Source organism: Micromonospora reichwaldensis, from assembly GCF_031845925.1.
Taxonomy (GTDB): Bacteria; Actinomycetota; Actinomycetes; order Mycobacteriales; family Micromonosporaceae; genus Micromonospora; species Micromonospora reichwaldensis.
This window is the reverse complement of record NZ_JAVRFL010000015.1, coordinates 1-20091: the sequence shown is the minus strand read 5'-3', so window position 1 is coordinate 20091 and position 20091 is coordinate 1. Positions and strand designations below refer to the sequence as shown.

At 73.3% G+C, this 20091-nt stretch carries 10 protein-coding genes and 1 riboswitch; of the genes, 4 read left to right on the top strand and 6 right to left on the bottom strand.

The features are described from left to right. Nucleotides 1-93 precede the first annotated feature (93 nt). Both RM555_RS14660 and RM555_RS14655 read left to right on the top strand, forming a co-directional pair. On the top strand, nucleotides 94-2565 hold the full coding sequence (locus RM555_RS14660) for a low temperature requirement protein A (RefSeq protein WP_311412354.1): 2472 nt from the start codon (nucleotides 94-96) through the stop codon (nucleotides 2563-2565). Nucleotides 2566-2570: 5 nt separating this feature from the next. Next, nucleotides 2571-5912, top strand: coding sequence for a hypothetical protein (locus RM555_RS14655; RefSeq protein WP_449560144.1), 3342 nt, complete (start codon nucleotides 2571-2573; stop codon nucleotides 5910-5912). 45 nt (nucleotides 5913-5957) lie between these two features. On the opposite strand, the gene RM555_RS14650 is transcribed toward RM555_RS14655, so the two are convergent. The 6 genes from RM555_RS14650 to metH form a co-directional block, all read right to left on the bottom strand. Further along, entirely contained in the window at nucleotides 5958-8414 is a 2457-nt protein-coding gene (locus RM555_RS14650; RefSeq protein ID WP_311412247.1) for a right-handed parallel beta-helix repeat-containing protein, read from the bottom strand. A 161-nt stretch (nucleotides 8415-8575) separates the two neighbouring features. Continuing rightward, entirely contained in the window at nucleotides 8576-9571 is a 996-nt protein-coding gene (locus RM555_RS14645) for a ribonucleotide-diphosphate reductase subunit beta (RefSeq protein ID WP_311412246.1), read from the bottom strand. A gap of 44 nt (nucleotides 9572-9615) precedes the next feature. Next, nucleotides 9616-11961 carry a ribonucleoside-diphosphate reductase subunit alpha gene (locus tag RM555_RS14640; protein WP_311412353.1) on the bottom strand — a complete coding sequence of 782 codons (2346 nt, stop codon included), beginning with the start codon at nucleotides 11959-11961 and terminating at the stop codon, nucleotides 9616-9618. A gap of 206 nt (nucleotides 11962-12167) precedes the next feature. Beyond that, nucleotides 12168-12382, bottom strand: a riboswitch (cobalamin riboswitch). Nucleotides 12383-12725: 343 nt separating this feature from the next. Then, nucleotides 12726-13790: a golvesin C-terminal-like domain-containing protein gene (locus tag RM555_RS14635; RefSeq protein WP_311412245.1), complete on the bottom strand. Its 1065-nt coding sequence runs from the start codon at nucleotides 13788-13790 to the stop codon at nucleotides 12726-12728. 169 nt (nucleotides 13791-13959) lie between these two features. Next, a complete protein-coding gene (locus tag RM555_RS14630) occupies nucleotides 13960-14301 on the bottom strand; it encodes a hypothetical protein (protein ID WP_311412244.1) in 342 nt (113 codons plus the stop codon). 187 nt (nucleotides 14302-14488) lie between these two features. Next, nucleotides 14489-18004: a methionine synthase gene (metH, locus tag RM555_RS14625; RefSeq protein ID WP_311412243.1), complete on the bottom strand. Its 3516-nt coding sequence runs from the start codon at nucleotides 18002-18004 to the stop codon at nucleotides 14489-14491. A 261-nt stretch (nucleotides 18005-18265) separates the two neighbouring features. On the opposite strand from metH, the gene RM555_RS14620 reads away from it, so the two are divergent. Both RM555_RS14620 and RM555_RS14615 read left to right on the top strand, forming a co-directional pair. Further along, nucleotides 18266-19135, top strand: coding sequence for a PAC2 family protein (locus RM555_RS14620; protein WP_101409578.1), 870 nt, complete (start codon nucleotides 18266-18268; stop codon nucleotides 19133-19135). Between the two features lie 125 nt (nucleotides 19136-19260). Further along, entirely contained in the window at nucleotides 19261-20052 is a 792-nt protein-coding gene (locus RM555_RS14615; RefSeq protein WP_311412242.1) for a GntR family transcriptional regulator, read from the top strand. Nucleotides 20053-20091: the final 39 nt, after the last annotated feature.

Below are 20091 nucleotides of genomic sequence, written 5' to 3'. Positions count from 1 at the left end.
CTGCACGCCCGACGGCCCCCCCGACGCACCCGGCGCGGCTTCGGCGATCCCGTGTGGCGCCTGCCTGCCGGTTGGGAGAGTGGTCGGGTGGCGATGAGAGCGTCGGGAACGGGGCGGATCCGCGCCGCGGTGTCCGGGCGGATCCAGCCCGGTCCGGGCGGGGTGACCCGCCTGGAACTGTTCCTCGACCTGGTCTTCGTCTACGCGTTCTTCAACGTCACCGAGCTGATGTCGGCGAACTTCCACCCCGTCGGGCTGTTCGAGGGGTTCCTGGTGGTCGCGCTGCTGTGGCGGTGCTGGGCGTCGTACGCCTGGTTCGGCAACACGGTGCGCTTCGACCGGGGGATCATGCCGTTGGTCGTCTTCGGGGCGGCGGCCGGCATCTTCGTGGTCGGTGTCGCCCTGCCGGTGGCGTTCGCGGACCGGCCGGGCGGCCTGTGGGGTCCCCTCGTCTTCGCCGTCGCGTTCGTCCTGGTGCGCCTCGTGCCGGTGGCGGTCACCACCCTCGCCGGGCTGAACACCGGCGACCGGCCCCTGTTCGCCCGACGCGCGTGGTTGCCGCTGTGCGTCACCTCGCCGCTGCTGCTCGCCGCCGCGTCCCTGCCGGCACTGCTGCCGGACTGGCCGCCGGTGCACCTCGCGCAGGTGGTGCTGTTCACCGTGGCCACCGCTGTCGACTACGCCGGCCTGGCGGGGCTCGGCTCGCGCGACTGGCGGCTCGGGTCCGTCGGGCACTGGGCGGAACGGCACAGCCTGATCGTGCTCGTCGCCCTGGGCGAGACGATCATCTCGATCGGCACCAGCCGGGGACTGGTGGGCGATTCGCCGATCACCTGGTCGGTGCTCGCGGGATCGGCCCTCGGCGTCGTCGTGGTGATCGTGCTGTGGTGGACCTACTTCGACCTCGCCCGGTTCGCCGCCGAACAGTCGCTGCGGCGTCTGCCCGGCGGCGTCACGTCGTTGGTGGGCCGCGACGCCTACGCGCTGCTGCACCTGCCGATGGTCGGCGGCCTGATCCTGCTCGCACTCGGCCTCAAACACGCTCTGAGCGCGACGGAGGTGAGCACCGCGGGCCGCTGGGGCACGGGCAGCGTGCTCGCCCTGCACGGCGGGGCCCTGCTCTACCTGCTCGGGCTGCTGGCCTTCGAGAAGCGCGGGTTCAACCTGGTGGGGCGCAGCGTGGTGCTCGGCATCGGGCTGCTGCTCGCCGCCGCACCGGTGGCCCTGCACGCGGCGGCGCTGGGATCGCTGGCGGTGCTCGCCGCCTGCCTGGGCACCGCCATGATCGCCGACCGTACCGTCTTCGCGCGTCGGCACCGCCGGCTGCACGAGGCGATCGCCGGCACGGTGCGCCGGGTGGCGGTGGTCCGCCCGCACCAGCTGTTCCTCGACCTGATCGTCGTGTACGCGTTCATCCAGATCACCGTCCTGGTGACCCGCCAACCGTCGCCGGCGGGGCTGGCGCAGGGCCTCGGTGTCCTGGCCCTGCTCTGGTGGTCCTGGTGCCTGTACGCCTGGCTGGAGAGCGTGGCGCCCCGTTTCACCACCTCCCTGGTGCGGGTGACGGTGCTGGCGGCGGGCGCGTCGACCTTCGTGCTCGGCGTCGCCATCCCGCAGGCGTTCAGCCGCGTACCCGGTGGACTACCCGGCCCACTGATCGTGGTGACCTGCTACGTGGCGCTGCGGGTGCTGCACCTCGCCTCGTTCTTCCGGGTCGCGAGGGGCGATCCGGCGCTGCGGGCCCAGGCGACCCGGGCCGCCGTACCCACCGCCGCGGCGCTGGCGCTGCTGGTGGGCGCGACGCTGACCTTCCCCCCGATCGGCCAGCCCATCTCGCCGCTCAGCGCGGCGTGCTGGACGGCCGCAGTGGTGGTGGACCTGGCGGGCGGCTACCTGACCGGCGCCCGGGACTGGGGGATCCGCTCCATCGAGCAGTGGACGCACCGGTACAACCTCGTCGTGCTCGTCGCCCTCGGGGAGGGATTCATCTCCACCGGCGTCGCACTGGCCGACACGTCGATCTCGGCGGCGTCCCTGGTCACCGTCGCGTTGATCGTCACCCTGCTCGCCGCCCTGTGGTGGACGTACGTCGGCACCGACCGCGTCCTCGACCGGCGGCTGTCGCAGGTGTCGACCGGCCCGAGCGGGGCGGCGCTGGCCCGGGACGCCTACACCTACCTGCACCTGCTGACCGTCGCCGGTCTGATCCTGGTCGCCCTCGGCCTGACCACGACGCTGGCACAGGTGGCGCAGCGGCCGGGCGCGCCGCTGGCGTCGCTGGGACACGCCGCCCTGCACGGCGGCGTGTTCGTCTTCCTCGCCGGCGACCAACTGATCTGGCGACGCGCGACGGGCCGGTTCTGCCGGCGTCGGATGCTCGGACTGCTGGTGGTGGCGCTCGCCGCTCCGGCGACCGCCGCACTGCCCAGCCTCGCATCGCTGGTGCTGCTCGCGGCGGTCGGCGTCGCGGTCGCCACGACCACCTCGCTGCGCGCCGTCACGCCGCCGCCGGCAGGTACCGGGGGGAAACGGGTCGGCGGAACGGCCCCCCGACCGACACAATGAGCGACGTGCGGAGATCAACACGACGGCTGCTCGGCGACCTGGACGCGCTCGCCCACCGGGAGCGGATGGCGACGCTCGCCCGCCGGACCCGCGAGGCGGCCGGCAGGGGCGAGCTGCCGGAGATCCTCGCGGAGCTGCGCGGCGAGGCGTCGTCGTACCACCGGTTCCTGGCCGTCACCGCCGCCGGGATCGTCGGCGACCACGCGGCGGTGCGGGCGGCGCTCGGCGACCCGCACGGCACGATCCGGGCGGTCGCCGTGAAGGCGGGCCTGCGCGCCGGCTGGCTCGCCGGCGACGACCTGCGCGCGCTCGTCCGGGACGCGCCGGCCGACCTGCGGCACCTGGTCTACCGGTCGCTGCGGCACCTGCACCGGCCGGCGGTCGCCGACGACCTGGTCGACGGCGTGCTGGGGCGCTTCGGGGCCGTCGAGGCGGTCGCCCTGCTGCCCGCCTGCGGGACGGACACCGTCCGCCGGCTGCTGCCGGTCGTCGAACACGCGTTGCCGGGCTCGGTCTGCCTGGCCCGTCGCCACGGCGACGTGGTGCTCGACCACGCCGAGTCGGCGCTGCCCCGCCTCCAGCCCGCCGAGCGGGACCGCTGGTGGACGGTGCACGGCAAGAGGGTCCTGGTCGCCGGCCGGCGCCGACCGGAGCGCGCGTTGACGCTGCTCGAACGGTACGCGCCCACCGGGCACCTCCCCGGCGACCTCGCGTACTACGGGCCGCTCGCCGCGACGGCGCCGCGACGGATGCTGGCCCTGCTGACCGCGCCGTCCCGCGCGGACTGGGTGGCTTACCAGTGGCTGCCCCCGGCGCTGCTGCGTCGGCTCGCCCGGCTGCCGCAGGCGGACCTGGTCGCGCTGGGCCGGCGGGTACGCGGCCACAACAACGCCCTGGACCGGCTGTTGGGGGCGCTACCCCCGTCCCGGCGGGGCGGCCTGTACGACGCCGTGTTCGCCGACGTCGAGACGGCTACCCTGATCCCCGACGCGTCGCTGTTGGAGGTGCTGCCGCACGCCTGGCGGGAGCGGGAGGCGCGCCGGGTGCTCGCCCTCGACGACGTCCGCCACGACGAGGCGCAGGTGCGGTCGTGGAGCGCCCTGCTGCCCTGGCCGGCGGCGTCGGCGGTCCTCAGCCCCGCCCTGCGCGCCGCCGACGCGCACGACCGGGCCGTCGCGTACGAACTGCTCCTGGCCGCCGCCCGGCGCAGCCGCGACCCCGCGGCGGCGGCCGAGGCCCTGACCAGGCTGGATCGGCTGCGCAACGAGCAGGACCCGGTCCGGGCCGTGGCGCTGACGGAGCTGGCGAACCTGGCCCCGTTGCTGCGCGCGGACGCCGTCGAGGCGCTGACCCGGATCACCGTCGACGCCACGACCACCCGCGACGCCTCGACGCGCACCCTCGCCGCGCTCGGCACCCTCGCCGCCCGGGTGCTGGGTCGGCACGTCGACGAGCCGGCCCTGCTGCGGTGGGCGCTGGACACGCTCGACCGGCTCTTCGGCGGGCACCGGCTGCCGCCGCTCGGGCGCTTCGACGAGACGCTGCGCCGCGGCCAGGAGACGCTGGTCTTCGCCCGGCTGCGCGGCTGGATCGAGGCCGGTATGGCCCGGGGGCAGTTCACCGCGTTGTTCGCGGTGACCCGGGCCCTCGGGCGGCGGGCCTGGCAGCTGCCCGAACTCCAGGAACTGCTGCGCCGCGCGACGGCCCCCGGCACCGTGGCCGCCGTCGTGCGGGAGGCCGTCGAGCTGTGGCTGGCCGACCCGAGGACCCGGGCGCAGCGGGTGGCGTACGTGCTGGACTCCGACAGCTCCACCGTCACACTCCCCACGGTGTGGCGGACCGTCAGCGCCCGACGTACCGACCTGCTCGACCGGGTGCTGCGTCACCCGCCGAAGGGGGCCTTCCTCACCGCCGGCACCCGCTGGATCCCGGGCCGGCCGGTGCACGTCGAGCGGTGGCTGCCCCGCCAGCAGGAGGCGTTCGTGCGGCTGCAGGCGCGCCTCGCCGCTGACGCCGGCACCCCGCTGCACCACCGGGCCGCCGCCGTACGGGCCGCCGCGCGGGTGCCCGACGCCGGGCGGGAGCTGGTGCTGCGCCACGTCGGCTCGCCGAACGTCACCCTGGCCGAGGCGGCCCTGGAGTCGCTGCCGTGGACCGACCGGCCCGCCGAGGCGCTGCCGCTGCTGCTGTCGCACGCCGACGACGATCGGGCCAGGGTCGCCCTGTACGCCGCCACCCGCGCCGTCCGCTTCACCCGCCCGGCCGAGCTGGTGGCCCCGCTGTCCGGCGTCGCCCTCGGGCGGGGCAAGGTGACCAGCCGTAAGCAGGCGGTCCGGCTGCTCGGCCGCTTCGGTCCCCCGGAGGCGATGGCGGTACTGGTGTCGGCGTGGCGCCAGCCCGGCCAGCACCGCGACGTACGGGCCGCGATCGTCGACGCCGCCCGGCAGCGGCTGCACGCGCCGGAGAGCTGGCCGATCCTCGAGGAGGCGATCGTCGGGAGCCGGGAGGAGTCGCTGGCCGCACTGGCGACCCCGCCCGGCGGAATCGCCGCACCGGATCGCCCCCGCTACGCCGCCCTCGTCGCCCGGGCCTGCGCGAGCCCCGACCGGGAGCTCAGCCGGCTGGCCTGGCCCCGGCTCGTGCACTGGCTGCCCTGGGCGCCCGACCTCACCCACCTGCTCACGGCGGCGCTCACCGACCTGGGCGGGCAGTACGACTGGCAGTCGGTGCGCCCGATGCTGACCGCGGTGCTCCGTCACCCGGACCGCCCCGAACGGGAGGTGCCCGTCGCCGCGCTGGACGCCCTCGTCCGGATCGACGGCGCCGACGCGGACCTCGGTGGCCCCGCCGGGGACCGCCCCGCCCGTCGGCGGATCGACGACATCGTGGCCACGGCGGCCTGGACGCCCGGGCCACTGGCCGACCCCGCGCCGGTCCGGCGGGCGGCGGCGGAGTTGGGCCGGCACCGCGCATACGTGGCCCAGGCGGGCACCCTGCTGACCAGCGCGCTGCCGCTGAGGGACACGACGTCGGCGCAGCTCACCGCCGAGATCCTCACGATCGCGGAGCTGGTGGCGGGTCGGCCGGCGCTCGCCGCCCGGCTCGCCCACCTCCTCGCCCAGCGCACCGACTCCCCGACGGCCCTGGACGCCGAGCCGACACTCGACACGGCCCGCGCCCTCGCCGCCCGGGGCGAGGCCACCACCGGCCTGTTCGCGGTGGCACTGGCCGGCGGCGGCAGGGCGTTCGGCTGGTCCGCTCCCTGGCGCGACGTGCTCCACCTGCTGCGCGGACACCCGGTCGCCGACGTCCGCGACGCCGCCTTCGACATCTCGATGCAGGCGTGATCCTCGCCGGACGGCACCGATGGGGCGGGGCAGCGGCGGGCGCGGTCAGTCGTCGGCGGCGGGGATGTCCTGCGGCAGCAGCGTACGCAGTTGCCCGGCGGTCGGCGCCGCCACGTCCGCCAGCCGTCCCGCCTGCCGTTCGATCATGGCGTTGAACAGCTTCCGCGCGCCCCGGCCGTTACCGAACACCGGGTCGCGGACGGCCTCGACGAGCCGGGCCAGCAGGGCATCGGCCGTCGGCGCGGTCAGGTCGTAGCCGTGCTGCCCGGCCAGCCCGGAGATGATGGCGAGCAGCTCGTCGGGGGCGTAGTCGACGAACTCGATGGTCTTGGTGAACCGGGACGCGAGGCCGGGGTTGGTGGCCAGGAACTGCACCATCTCGTCGGAGTAGCCGGCGACGATGACGACCGTCTCGTCCCGGTGGTCCTCCATCAGCTTCACCAGCGTGTCGATCGCCTCCAGCCCGAAGTCCGAGTTGGTGCCGAACGTGCGGGCCAGCGCGTACGCCTCGTCGACGAAGAGCACCCCGCCGAGGGCCCGCTCGAAGGCCGCGGCGGTCTTCAGCGAGGTGCTGCCCAGGTACTCGCCCACCAGGTCGACCCGCGCCACCTCGACGACCTGCCCCTTGGTGAGGACGCCGAGCTGCGCGAGCAGCCGCCCGTAGATCCGCGCGACGGTCGTCTTCCCGGTGCCGGGTGACCCGGCGAAGACGAGGTGCCGGCTCACCGGCGGCACCGGCAGGTTGGCCCTGCGGCGCTGTTCGCCGACGCGGATGAGCTGGATCAGCGTCCGCACGTCCCGCTTGACCGCGGCCAGGCCGACCATGCCGTCCAACTCCGCCAGCACGGCGTCGACGTCGACGCCGCCCGACGCCGGACGGGCGGGCATGCCCGCCTCGCCGGCGGAGCCGGCCCGGTCCCCGGGAGCCGGCACGACCGGGGCGGCCGGCTGGTCCGGGGCGGTCACCGACACCCGCGCGCGGTCGGCGCCCCGGACGGACTCGCCGGCCACGTCGACGAACTCGCACCGGTCGACCAGCACCGGGGCGTCGGTCTCCACCTGCACGCCGTCACCGCCGCAGGCGCGCAGCGTGCTGGCCCGCAGGGTCAGCCGGGACTGCTCCCGCAGCAGCACCCCGGAACCGGTGGTCCCGGTGACCGTGCTGCCGGTGAGGTGCAGGGCGGCCTCGCCCGCCCCGGTCACACCGACGGTGCCGCCGGAGAACACCGCGTCGGTGAGGGTGACCGCGATCGCGTCGGTGCCGACCAGCCCCACCGGGGCGTTCTCGACCCGGACGTTCGTGCCGGTGAGCCGGCCCGGTCCCCCGGCGGCGATCCCGCTGCCCGTCGCGCCCCGGATGGTGGCGCCGTCGAGGCGGACGTCGGCCTCGACGGTGCCGTCGAGCACCACTCCCGCCTCGCCGCCGTCGACCGTCAGGTCCGTCAGGGTGGGGTCGCCGCCCTGCACGATCACCCCGTAGCGGCCCGGAGCCTCGATCCGCACGCCGGTGTACCGGCCGGCGGCGGCCCGGACCAGCAGCGCGTCCTCCCGCGACCGGCGCAGGACGCCGCCGCGCACCTGCGGCGCCGCCCCGTCGACCACGGCGATCGCGGGCAGCCGGCTGGCCGTCACGTCGCAGTCGGTGAACGTGCCACGCGCACCGCTGACGTAGATGCCGTTGCGGCCGACGCCCTCGATCCGGCAGCGGCGCACGTCGGGCTCGGCGCCGCCGGAGACCTCGACGCCGCAGCCCTCCAGGTCCGTCAGCTCACACTCCTCGACCAGCCCGCCGGCGGACCCGCTGAACACCAGCCCGCTGCCGCGTCCACCGGAGACCCGGCACCGCCGCACCGTCGGCCGGGAGCGCCCGCCCGCCGTGACGGCCCCGACGCGTACGCCCGTGAAGTGACAGTCCTCGACGGTGCCGCCACCGCCCTCGAAGGCATCGAAGCCCCGGTCGGTGTCCCGGACGTGGCAGTGCCGCACCGTGGGTCGGCTGTCCCGTTTGGACAGCACGGCGTACTCGTCGAGGTCCCACAGCCGGCAGTTCTCGACGACCCCGCTGCCGTCGACGAACGCCACGCCCCGACGCATCCCGCTGACGTCGCACATCCGCACGTGCGCGGTGCTCCGCTCGCAGAGCACGGCGTTGAAGGCCTGCCCGGTGACGACGCAGGACTCGACCGTCAGGGCGGCGCGGAGCGCCGACACCGTCGCCGGCGCGTCCGCGCTCCACGTCCGCAGCGTCAGCCCCTGGAGCACGACCTGCGCGTCCTCGCCGTACACGACGGGCGCGGCGGCGCCGCTCTCCACCAGCACCGGCGGCCCGCCCGGCACCGCCGCCCGGATCGTGACGGCCTTCGACCGCACGACGATCTCCCCGTCGTAGCGGCCCGGCTCCACCAGGACCACCGCGCCGTGCGGTGCCGCCGCCACCGCCGCCCCGATGTCCCGGTAGGCGTTCGCCCTGCTCAGCGAGACCAGCAGCGTCGGTACACCCACGTGACCCGTCCCCCCGCCCAGGCCGCGCCACCGACGGCGGCGAGGCACCAGGAGCATAGATCGGGCCCGCCGCCCGTTCGCGGCCCCGGGGCCGCGAACGGGGGGCGGGCAGGCCGTCCGGTCCCGGCGCGACGGCCCCACGGCCCGCGCGGCCCCCGTGCTCAGAAGTCGTCGTCGAAGGCCACCGTGCCACTCACCCCGACCTGGTACGCCGACACGCGCCGTTCGAAGAAGTTCGACAGCTCCTGGACGTCCTGCAACTCCATGAACGCGAACGGGTTGGTCGACCCGTAGTGGGCGGGGATGCCGAGCTGCGCGAGCCGCCGGTCGGCGACGTGTTGCAGGTACTCGCGCATGTCGGTCAGGGACAGCCCGGGCACGCCCTGGCCGAGCAGGTCCTCGGCGAACTGGACCTCGCACTCGACGGCCTCGGCGAGCATCTGCCGCACCTGAGCGGCCAGCTCGTCGTCGAACAGGTCCGGCTCCTCCCCCCGGACCGTCTCCACCACGTCGAAGGCGAAGGCCATGTGCATGGACTCGTCGCGGAACACCCAGTTGGTGCCGGACGCCAGGCCGTGCAGCAGCCCCCGGGAGCGCAGGAAGTAGACGTAGGCGAAGGCGCCGTAGAAGAACAGCCCCTCGATGCAGGCGGCGAAGCAGATCAGGTTGAGCAGGAAGGCGCGCCGGTCCTCCCGGGTACGCAGCTGGCGCAGCTCGCCCAGCGAGTCGATCCAGCGGAAGCAGAACTCGGCCTTGCGCCGGATCGACGGGATGTTCTCGATGGCGGCGAACGCGGCGAAGCGTTCGGCCTCGTCGGGCACGTACGTGTCGAGCAGGTTGAGGTAGAACTGGACGTGCACGGCCTCCTCGAACAGCTGCCGGGACAGGTAGAGCCGGCCCTCCGGCGAGTTGACGTGCTGGTACAGGTTGAGCACGAGGTTGTTGGCGACGATGGTGTCGCCGGTGGCGAAGAACGCGACGAGGCGGCTGACCAGGTGCCGCTCGGCCGGGGAGAGCCGGTCGAGGTCGGCGAGGTCGGCGTGCAGGTCCACCTCCTCCACCGTCCACGTGTTACGGATGGCGTCGCGGAAGCGGTCGAAGAAGTGCGGGTAACGCATCGGGCGCAGGGTGAGATCCATCCCCGGGTCGAGCAGCATATGGACGGTCCTCGGTTCGCTGGTGGTCGGGGTGCTCGGGGCGGTCACTGGCAGGCCTCGCACGACTCGGGGTTCTCCAGGGAGCAGGCCAGCGCCTCGTCCACGGTCGCCACCGGCGCGACGACGCCGGCGGCACGGGCCGGCCCGACGGGCGCGACGGTGGCCTGCTGGATCCGGGTGGCCGGCCGCGAACGCAGGTAGTACGTCGTCTTCAACCCGGCCTTCCAGGCGTACAGGTACATCGAGGAGAGCTTGCCGATCGTCGGCGCGGCCAGGAACAGGTTCAGCGACTGCGACTGGTCGATGTACGGGGCGCGGGCCGCGGCCAGGTCGATCAACGCCCGCTGCGGCAGCTCCCACGCGGTACGGAACAGCTCCCGCACCTCGGCCGGCAGTTCCGCGACGTCCTGCACGGAGCCCTCGGCGCGCTTGATCGCCGAACGGATCCGCTCCGTCCACAGGCCCCGGGCCTTCAGCTCGCGTACGAGGGCGGTGTTGACCTGGAGGAACTCCCCCGACAGGGTCTCGCGCTTGAACAGGTTGGACACCTGCGGCTCGATGCACTCGTAACAGCCGGCGATCGAGGCGATCGTGGCGGTCGGCGCGATCGCCACGAGCAGCGAGTTGCGCAGCCCGTGCGCGACGACGCGCTCCCGCAGCGCGCTCCACCGCGCCGTCTGGGTTCCCGTGACGCCCCACAGGTCGGGTTGCAGCTGCCCGCGCGCCGCCCGGGTCTGCCCGTACGCCGGGTGGGCGCCCGCGCGTCGCGCCAGGTCGGCGGAGGTCTCCAGGGCCGTCAGGTACAGCTCCTCGCTGATCCGGGTGGACAGCTCCCGGGCGGCCGGCGAGTCGAACGGCAGCCGCAGCGCGAAGAACACGTCCTGAAGGCCCATCAGCCCGAGCCCGACGGGCCGCCAGCGGGGATTGCTCGCCGCCGCCTGCGCCGTCGGGTAGTAGTTGATGTCGATGACCCGGTCGAGGTACGTCACGGCGGTGCGGACGGTGGCGCGCAGCCGCTCCCAGTCGATGCCGTCCGCGCCCAGGTGGGCGGCGAGGTTGACCGAGCCGAGGTTGCACACGGCGGTCTCGGCGTCGCTGGAGACCTCGACGATCTCGGTGCACAGGTTGGACAGGTGCACCACGTTGCCCGGCTCGGCGGTCTGGTTGCACAGCCGGTTCGCGGCGTCCTTGAACGTCATCCACCCGTTGCCGGTCTGGGCGAGGGTGCGCATCATCCGCCCGTACAGCTCCCGCGCCGGGACCTGCCGCACGTAGCGGCCCTGCTCCTCGGCGGCCCGGTACGCCGCGTCGAACTCCTCGCCCCACAGGTCCGGCAGTTCCGGCACCACGTCCGGGTCGAACAGCGACCACACCCCGTCGGCCTCCACCCGCCGCATGAACTCGTCCGGGATCCAGTTGGCCAGGTTGAGGTTGTGGGTACGCCGGGCGTCCTCACCGGTGTTGTCGCGCAGCTGGAGGAACTCCTCGACGTCCGGGTGCCACGGCTCCAGGTAGACGCAGGCCGCGCCCTTGCGCCGGCCGCCCTGGTTGACCGCCGCCACCGAGGCGTCCAGCGTCCGCAGCCACGGCACGATCCCGTTGGACTGCCCGTTGGTGCCCCTGATCAGCGCGCCCCGGGAGCGCACCCGGGAGAACGCGATGCCGATGCCCCCGGCGAACTTCGACAGGTTCGCCACCTGCGCGTACCGCTGGTAGATCGAGTCGAGTTCGTCGCGCGGCGAGTCGACCAGGTAGCAGGAGGACATCTGGGTGTGCCGGGTGCCGGAGTTGAACAGCGTCGGCGAACTCGGCAGGTACGCCAGGCTCGACATCAACCGGTAGAACTCGATCGCCTCGTCCGGTGCCTGCGACAGGCCGCAGGACACGCGCAGCAGCCAGTACTGCGGCGTCTCCAGCACCAGCCGGCTCGTCGGGTGGCGCAGCAGGTACCGGTCGTAGACCGTACGCAGCCCGAAGTACTCGAACCGCAGGTCGCCGCGCGGGTCGACGGCGGCGTCGAGGGCGCCGGCGTGGGCGGCGACGAAGGCCGCGGTGTCGTCGCCGATCAGGCCCTCGGCGTGGCCGTGCCGGATCGCCTCGCTGAAGGAGCCGATGCCCTGCCGGCGGACCTCCTTGTCGACGTACCCGGCCAGCAGGCGGGCGGCCAGCCGCGAGTACTGCGGCTCCTCACCGATCATCTCCGCGGCGGTCTGGATGGACAGCCGGTCCAGTTCGGCGGTCGTCGCCCCGTCGTACAGGCCGCTGATCGTCCGGGTCGCCACCCGCAGCGGGTCGACGTCGGCGAGGTCGTCGGCCCACCGCTCGACCGCGCGGACGATCCGGTTGACGTCGACCGCCTCGGTGCCGCCGTCGCGCTTGCGGACCCGCATCTGCGGCCGCCGCTGGCCCACCACGGCCGCATCGTCGGCCGGAAAAACCTCGGTGACTGTCACCACTCACTCCTCGCGAGCCTTGATCCCAGACGGATTTCCTGGGCACGCGGGGAGCGGACACCGACGACGACGCGCCGCAGGGCAACGCGTCGGGATGGCGTCGGCCGTCCCACGCGGCCTCGGACCGCCACACACCCGGAAGCGGGCGTACGGCGCACTGGCAGGTCTTCGGACTCGCGGGCGCGACCGGACTCGCCGGTCTCCTACTGGCCGTCGCTTCCCAGGCCGCTGGCGGCCCAGTGCTGATGACGGCGGTCGTTCCCACTCACCGCTGCGGGGCAGTCCCGGATTCCCACCGGGTTCCCTCTTGCCTCGACCACTCCGGATGAGCGGCCGAACCAGCTGCGCCGACACCATATATAGGGTTGGCGCCGTTGTCACACCCCACATGTCGGTCTCGGGCGTGTCGTCGGCGGCGCGGGGCACGCCCGTCGATCGCCGGCCAGAAGCCCGCATCGATGCACCGACCATGGGCTAGCGCTGCGACACGGTGCCGCAGTGCCGCTTTGCCACGGCGCCCCACAAACGGTGATCAGGACGCCATGGACCCTAAAGCCGCCGGGTCACGTCCATGGCGTCCTGATCACGTTCCGGGTGGGTCTGTCGGCGCGCTGGTGGCGGTGGAGGAGGGCCGCGAGGCGTGGCGCGGCGACGCCTGCCGAACGCCCGGCCTCAGCCCGACCGCAGCTCTGGCAGTGTTCCTAGACCCGGGTGACCCGGACGGCGTCGGCCACCACGTAGCCGGTGGTGCTGGTCCAGCGGCTGACCGCGACCAGGTTCCGGTCGCCGGCGGCCAGCCCGAAGGTGCCCAGCGAGCGCCAGACGCCGCCGCTGGAGCGCTGGTCCACGTTGACCGTGCGGTTGCCCGAGGCGGTGACGACGACGTGCGGGGCCGAGCTGTTGTAGCCGGGGTCGGCCGGGTGCCGCACCTCGACGCGGTAGTTGCCGGCCGCCGGGATGTTCACCTTGAACCAGGCGGAGTCGCTGGCCAGCGTGGGGTTGGCGAAGCGGTAGTCGGCCCCGTAGCGCTGGGCGGAGTACGAGGAGGTGCCCCAGTTGGTGCTCGCCGTGAACCGCCCCGCCGTGGTGTTGTCCACGATGGTGCTGAACGTGGGCGGGTTGGGCGCGCTCAGGCCGAGGTAGGCGGCGATGCCCTCGGCGTGGCCACGGGCGGTGGCGGTGATGAAGTCGGCGCGCTTGAGCAGGTTCGAGTCGGCGACGGAGTCGATGAAGAGGTTCTCGGTCAGCACCGCGGGCATGGCCGACTCGCGCAGCATGTGGAAGTTCGCGGTCTTGAGCCCCCGATCGGTGACCCCACCGATCGTCCGCATGCCGCCGATCACCCTCGGGTGCAGGGCGTTGTGCAGATTGACGGTGGCGGCGTCTGACGTCGGGTACCGGTAGCTCTCGAAGCCGGTGCCACCACCGGAGTTGATGTGCACGCTCACCAGCAGGTTCGCGCCCCACGCGTTGGCGTCGTCGGTGCGGTACGCCAGGCTGCGGGTGATGTCGGTCGTGCGGGACATCCGGACGTCCACGGCCCAGTTGGCCAGCAGGATGCTGCGCAGTTGCAGGGAGATGTCGAGCGTCAGGGCCTTCTCCTGCAGCCCGTTGCCGACCGCGCCGGGGTCGGTGCCGCCGTGGCCCGGGTCGATGTAGACCTTCGGCAGCGCCGCCCACGCGGGGCCGGCGACCATGGGGACGGCCGCGGCACCGGCGACGGCCGCAAGGAGGGTACGCCGCCGCAGCGTCCGGTTGTCGAACATGTGCACCTCGTCATCGGGAGAGATCGACAGTGCCCGCAATATAGTGGCAGATCGATCCCCGATGAAAGATGTCTACGCCAACTGATCCGAACTCCGAAGGTTTCCTCCCTCTAGGGTCGCCGCGCCGTCACCACCGGCGATCGAGGGTCCACGCCGTCGTCGGACGCGCTCAGGTCAGGGCACAGCCGGACCCGCAGTACGGGCAGAACGCGCGCTTGGCGTTCGACGTCACCTCGACGTCGCACCGTGCACAACGGCCGTTCTCCCACAGCCCCTGATCGATCCCGAGTCCACCGTCGTAGTAGTCACGGTCGGGCCAGGCGACCAGTTCCATGTCGAGACCCGGCTCGTCCTCGTAGTCGGTGACAGCGGCCAGGGTCAGCGTGGTGCGTAGGCCGTACCGGTCCTCGGTGAAGTGCGGCAGCACACGCCGCAGGACATCAACGAGTTCACGAACCGGCAGCGCTACCAGTTGCGCGGCGAGACGTTCACGATCCTCGTCGGTGGACACGCGACCGACCATACGTCTCCGCGCACCGCCGCCGCCGGCCGCGTAGACCCCGGGCCCACCCCACGGACCGGACGATGAGGACCGACGAGGCGGGTGTCGACGAGGCACTCACCCGGCCTCATGCCCCCGCACTCGCCCAATGACGAGAAGTGATCTACGGTGCCGCGGCTCAGGGCGCCGACGCCCGTCACTTGGCGTTGAAGTAGCTCGCCTCCGGGTGGTGCACCACGATCGCGTCCGTCGCCTGCTCCGGCATCAGCTGGAACTCCTCCGACAACTGCACACCGATCCGCTCCGCGCCCAGCAGCTCCACGATCTTCGCCCGGTCCTCCAGGTCCGGGCAGGCCGGGTAGCCGAACGCGTACCGGCAGCCCCGGTAGTCGGTGCGCAGCAGACCCGCCAGGTCCGCCGGGTCGTCGTCGGCCACCGTACGGCCGCCCGGCAGGGTCAGCTCGGCGCGGATCCGCCGGTGCCAGTACTCCGCGAGGGCCTCGGTGAGCTGCACGGACAGCCCGTGCACCTCCAGGTAGTCGCGGTACTCGTTGCGGGCGAACATCTTCGCCGTGTACTCGCTGATCGGCTGCCCCACGGTGACCAGCTGCAACGCCACCACGTCCAGCTCGTCGCCGCGCGGGCGGAAGAAGTCGGCCAGGCAGAGCCGCCGCTCCTGCCGCTGCCGGGGGAAGGAGAACCGCGCCCGCTCGGAGTGCCCGTTCTCGTCCAGCACCACCAGGTCGTTGCCCTCGGCGTACGCCGGGAAGTAGCCGTACACCACGGCCGCCTCCAGCACCTGGTCGGCGATCAGCCGGTCCAGCCAGTAGCGCAGCCGGGGCCGGCCCTCCGTCTCCACCAGTTCCTCGTAGGACGGTCCCTGCCCGCTGCGGGCGCCCCGCAGGCCCCACTGCCCGAGGAAGGTGGCCCGCTCGTCGAGCAGCGCCGCGTAGTCGGCCAGCGGCACGCCCTTGACCACCCGGGTGCCCAGGAACGGCGGGGCGGGCACCTCCACGTCGGTGGCCACGTCGGAGCGCACCGAGGCGTCGTCCAGCTCCGGCAACGACTCGCTGACGATCGCGCGCTGCCGCTCGCGGCGCGCCCGCCGGGCCGCCAGGGCCGCCTCCCGCTCCGCGTCGATCACGGGCGCCCCGCCGCGCTTGGCCGTCATCACCCGGTCCATCAGCGACAGTCCCTCGAAGGCGTCCCGGGCGTAGTGCACCTGGCCGGGGAACATCGCCCGCAGGTCATCCTCGACGTACGCCCGGGTCAGCGCCGCCCCGCCCAGCAGCACCGGCCAGCGCTCCGCGACCCCGCGCGACGCCATCTCGGCGAGGTTCTCCTTCATGATCACCGTGCTCTTGACCAGCAGCCCGGACATGCCGATCGCGTCGGCCCGGTGCTGCTCGGCGGCCTCCAGGATCGCGTTGATCGGCTGCTTGATGCCGATGTTGACGACCTCGTAGCCGTTGTTGGACAGGATGATGTCCACCAGGTTCTTGCCGATGTCGTGCACGTCGCCGCGCACCGTGGCCAGCACGATGCGGCCCTTGCCGCCGTCCTCAGCGGTCTCCATGTGCGGCTCCAGGTACGCCACGGCGGTCTTCATCACCTCGGCGGACTGGAGCACGAACGGCAGCTGCATCTGACCGGAGCCGAACAGCTCGCCGACGACCTTCATGCCGTCGAGCAGGATGTCGTTGATGATGGACAGCGGGCTGCGCCCCTGCGCCATCGCCGCGTCCAGGTCGGCCTCCAGGCCGTTGCGCTCGCCGTCGATGATCCGCCGCTTGAGCCGCTCCTCCAGCGGCAGGGCGGCCAACTCCTCCGCCCGCCCGGCCCGCGCCGACGCCGCGTCCACGCCCTCGAAGATCTCGATGAACCTCTGCACCGGGTCGTAGCCCTCGCGGCGGCGGTCGTAGACGAGGTCCAGCGCCGCCTCCCGCTGCTCGTCGGGGATCTTGTTGAACGGCAGGATCTTGCTGGCGTGCACGATGGCGCTGGTCAGGCCGGCCTCGCGGCACTCGTGCAGGAAGACCGAGTTGAGCACCTGCCGGGCCGCCGGGTTGAGCCCGAACGAGACGTTGGAGATGCCGAGGGTGAAGTTGACGCCCGGCCAGCGGCGGGCGATCTCGCGGATCGCCTCGATGGTCTCGATGCCGTCGCGCCGGGTCTCCTCCTGGCCGGTGGCGATCGGGAAGGTCAGCGCGTCGATCAGGATGTCCGCGCGGTCCATCCCCCACCGCCCGGTGAGGTCGTCGATGAGCCGCCCCGCGACCCGCACCTTCCAGTCGGCGGTACGCGCCTGCCCCTCCTCGTCGATGAGCAGCGCCACCACGGCGGCGCCGTGCTCCTTGACGATGGGCATCACCCGGGCGTAGCGGGACTCCGGCCCGTCGCCGTCCTCGAAGTTGACCGAGTTGACCACGCACCGGCCGCCGAGCATCTCCAGGCCCGCCTCGACCACCTGCGGCTCGGTCGAGTCGAGCATGATCGGCAGGGTGGAGGCGGTGGCGAAGCGGCCGGCCAGCTCCCGCATGTCCTGGGTGCCGTCGCGGCCGACGTAGTCGACGCACAGGTCCAGCAGGTGCGAGCCGTCGCGGGCCTGACTACGGGCGATCTCCACGCAGGCCCGCCAGTCGCCGGCGAGCATGGCCTCGCGGAACGCCTTGGAGCCGTTGGCGTTGGTGCGCTCCCCCACCATCAGCAGGGAGGCGTCCTGGGCGAACGGCACCGGGTGGTAGACCGACGAGACGCCGGCCTCGTGCCGCGGCTCGCGGGGTGCCGGGCGCGTGCCGTGCAGGCGCTCCGAGAGGACCCGGATGTGCTCGGGTGTGGTGCCGCAGCAGCCGCCCACCAGCGAGACGCCGTACTCGGTGACGAACCGCTCCAACGCGTCGGCCAGCTCCACGGGGGTCAGCGGGAAGTACGCCCCGTCGGCGGTCAGCACCGGCAGGCCCGCGTTCGGCATCACCGACAGCGGAATCCGGGAGTGCCGGGACAGGTAGCGCAGGTGCTCGCCCATCTCGGCCGGCCCGGTCGAGCAGTTCAGCCCGATCAGGTCGACGCCCAACGGCTCGATGGCCGCCAGCGCCGCCCCGATCTCGCTGCCCACCAGCATGGTGCCGGTGGTCTCCACGGCGACGTGGCAGATGATCGGCACCGTCCGGCCGAGCCGGGCCATGGCCCGCTTCGAGCCGACGACGGCGGCCTTGACCTGGAGCAGGTCCTGGCAGGTCTCCACGATCAGCGCGTCCGACCCGCCCTCGATCAGACCCTCGGCATTCTCCTGGTACGCGTCGCGCAGGATCGCGTAGTCGGCGTGCCCGAGGGTGGGCAGCTTGGTGCCCGGGCCGATCGAGCCCAGCACGAAGCGGGGCCGCTCGGGGGTGGCGTACGCGTCGGCGGCCTCCCGGGCGAGGCGGGCCCCGGCCTCGGAGAGCTCGCGGATGCGGTGCTGGATGTCGTACTCACCCAGGTTGGCCAGGTTGGCTCCGAAGGTGTTGGTCTCGACGCAGTCCGCGCCAGCGGCCAGGTACGCCTCGTGCACCCCGCGCACGACGTCGGGTCGGGTGGCGTTGAGGACCTCGTTGCAGCCCTCGTAGCCCTCGAAGTCGTCCAGGGTGAGGTCGGCCGCCTGCAGCATCGTGCCCATCGCGCCGTCGGCGATGAGAATCCGGTCTGCCAGTACGTCGAGCAATGAGGTACGCACAGGATCAGGTTAGTGCCGTCGCCGGCCGATGGATTCCCCCGCACGTGCCTTCCCACATTGTGTCAGCGGGATCACGCTGTCCGGTTCATCGTGGTATGGCCGGCCGTCGCTGGGCTCGACCGGCGCGGCCGACGGGCCGCATCCCGCCCCGACACGTAGGCTGACGGACGTGAAGGACAACAGCGACAGCACCACGCCCGGCGGGCGGACGACCGGGTCCGGTCCCGGCGCCGCCCCCGACGAGCAGGGTGAGGTGACGGCGTGACCGAGTTCGACGGACTGCCGGTGCTGCGGTCCCCCGTGGCGATCGCCGCGTTCGAGGGCTGGAACGACGCCGCCGACGCCTCCACCGCCGCCGTCGAGCACCTGGAGCAGGTGTGGCAGGCCCGGCAGGTCACGGAGCTGGACCCGGAGGACTTCTACGACTTCCAGGTCAGCCGCCCCACGATCACCATGGCCGAGGGCGAGACCCGCCGGGTGGAGTGGCCGACGACGCGCTTCATGGTGGCCAGCCCCGAGGGCACCGAACGGGACGTCGTACTGATCCGGGGCATCGAGCCGAGCATGCGGTGGCGCACCTTCTGCGAGCAGGTGCTGGAGATCTGCCACAGCCTGGAGGTCGAGCGGGTCGTCGTGCTCGGCGCGCTGCTGGCCGACGTGCCGTACACCCGGCCGCTGCCGATCAGCGGCAGCGCCTCCGACGCGGAGGCCGCCCAGCGCTACCAGCTCACCCCCACCCGCTACGACGGGCCGACCGGGATCGTCGGCGTGCTGCACGACGCCTGCAACAAGGCCGAGGTCGACGCGGTCTCGTTCTGGGTGCACGTGCCGCACTACGCCAACAACCCGCCCTGCCCGAAGGCCACCCTCGCCCTGCTGCACCGGGTCGAGGAGGTGCTCGACCTGCCGGTGCCCATGGCCGACCTGGCCGAGGAGGCCGCCGAGTGGGAGCAGCGGGTGCGCAGCGCCGCCGAGCAGGACGCCGAGCTCGGCGAGTACGTGCGCGAGCTGGAGGAACGCGTCGGCGACGCGGGCATCACCCCGCTGACGGGTGACGAGATCGCCCAGGAGTTCGAAAAGTACCTGCGCCGCCGCGGCGGCTCCGCCGGCCCCACGGCCGGCTCCTGGTAGCGCTCTCCCCTGCCACACCGGCCCCGGACGCGTGTCGTCCGGGGCCGGTCTTTTGCGTGTCTGGGGTGGCGCGGTCACCACCCCTAAGGCATCCTAGGAACCTAGCTGTCATTGAGGAGGCGGGCATGCAGATCAACCCGGGGGCGGCCGAGTTCCCGCACCGGCAGATCGCCGCGCAGCTCAAGGCCCAGATCCGCCGCGGCGACTGGGCACCGGGCGAGCGGCTGCCGTCCATCCCGGCCATCGCCGAGATGTTCGGCGTGGCGAAGCAGACCGTGCAGCGCGCCGTCGACCAGCTGCGGGTCGAGGGCATCCTGATCACCAAGCCCGGCTCCGGGACGTACGTCCGAGGCACCCGGCGGCGGCTCAACCGGCTCTCCCGGGGCCGCTACGGCGGGTTCCGCGGCTACCACACCGACCTGGCCGCGCGGTACCGGCAGCAGCTCGTCTCCGTCGGCAGGGCCCCCGCCCCGCCGGAGGTGGCCGACGCGTTCGGCGTCGCCGACGGCACCGACCTGCTCTGCCGCCGCCACCTCGTGCGCACCGAGGACTCCCCCGTCGAGGTGGGCGCCTCGTGGTTCCTGCCCGCCGACACCGCCGGCACCTCGCTGGAGCGCGCCGAGGCGTTCGGCCGGCCGCTCTACCAGGAGGCCGAGGAGGCAACCGGCCGGCGGTACGTCTCCGCCACCGACACCATCAGCGCCCGCCAGCCCAGCCGGGAGGAGGCCGAGATCCTCCAGATCCGCCCCGACACCCCCGTGCTGCACCTGCTGCACGTGGCCTACGACGGCCACCGCAAGCCGATCGAGGTCGCCCAGGCAACCTGGCCCGGCCCGGTCACCACGCTGACCGAGGAGTACAAGATCCCCGCCCCGGCCCCCGACCCCACCCCGGACCCGGGCCTGGTCCTCGGCTAACCAAGCCAAGCCCCACCCCACCCCGCCCGCCCCACCCCG

Excerpts from the sequence above, each read along its gene's own strand:
- RM555_RS14615 (WP_311412242.1), top strand. The coding sequence starts at position 19,261 with ATGCAGATCAACCCGGGGGCGGCCGAGTTCCCGCACCGGCAGATCGCC.
- RM555_RS14660 (WP_311412354.1), top strand. The coding sequence starts at position 94 with ATGAGAGCGTCGGGAACGGGGCGGATCCGCGCCGCGGTGTCCGGGCGG.
- RM555_RS14645 (WP_311412246.1), bottom strand. The coding sequence starts at position 9,571 with ATGCTGCTCGACCCGGGGATGGATCTCACCCTGCGCCCGATGCGTTAC.
- RM555_RS14640 (WP_311412353.1), bottom strand. The coding sequence starts at position 11,961 with ATGCGGGTCCGCAAGCGCGACGGCGGCACCGAGGCGGTCGACGTCAAC.
- RM555_RS14635 (WP_311412245.1), bottom strand. The coding sequence starts at position 13,790 with ATGTTCGACAACCGGACGCTGCGGCGGCGTACCCTCCTTGCGGCCGTC.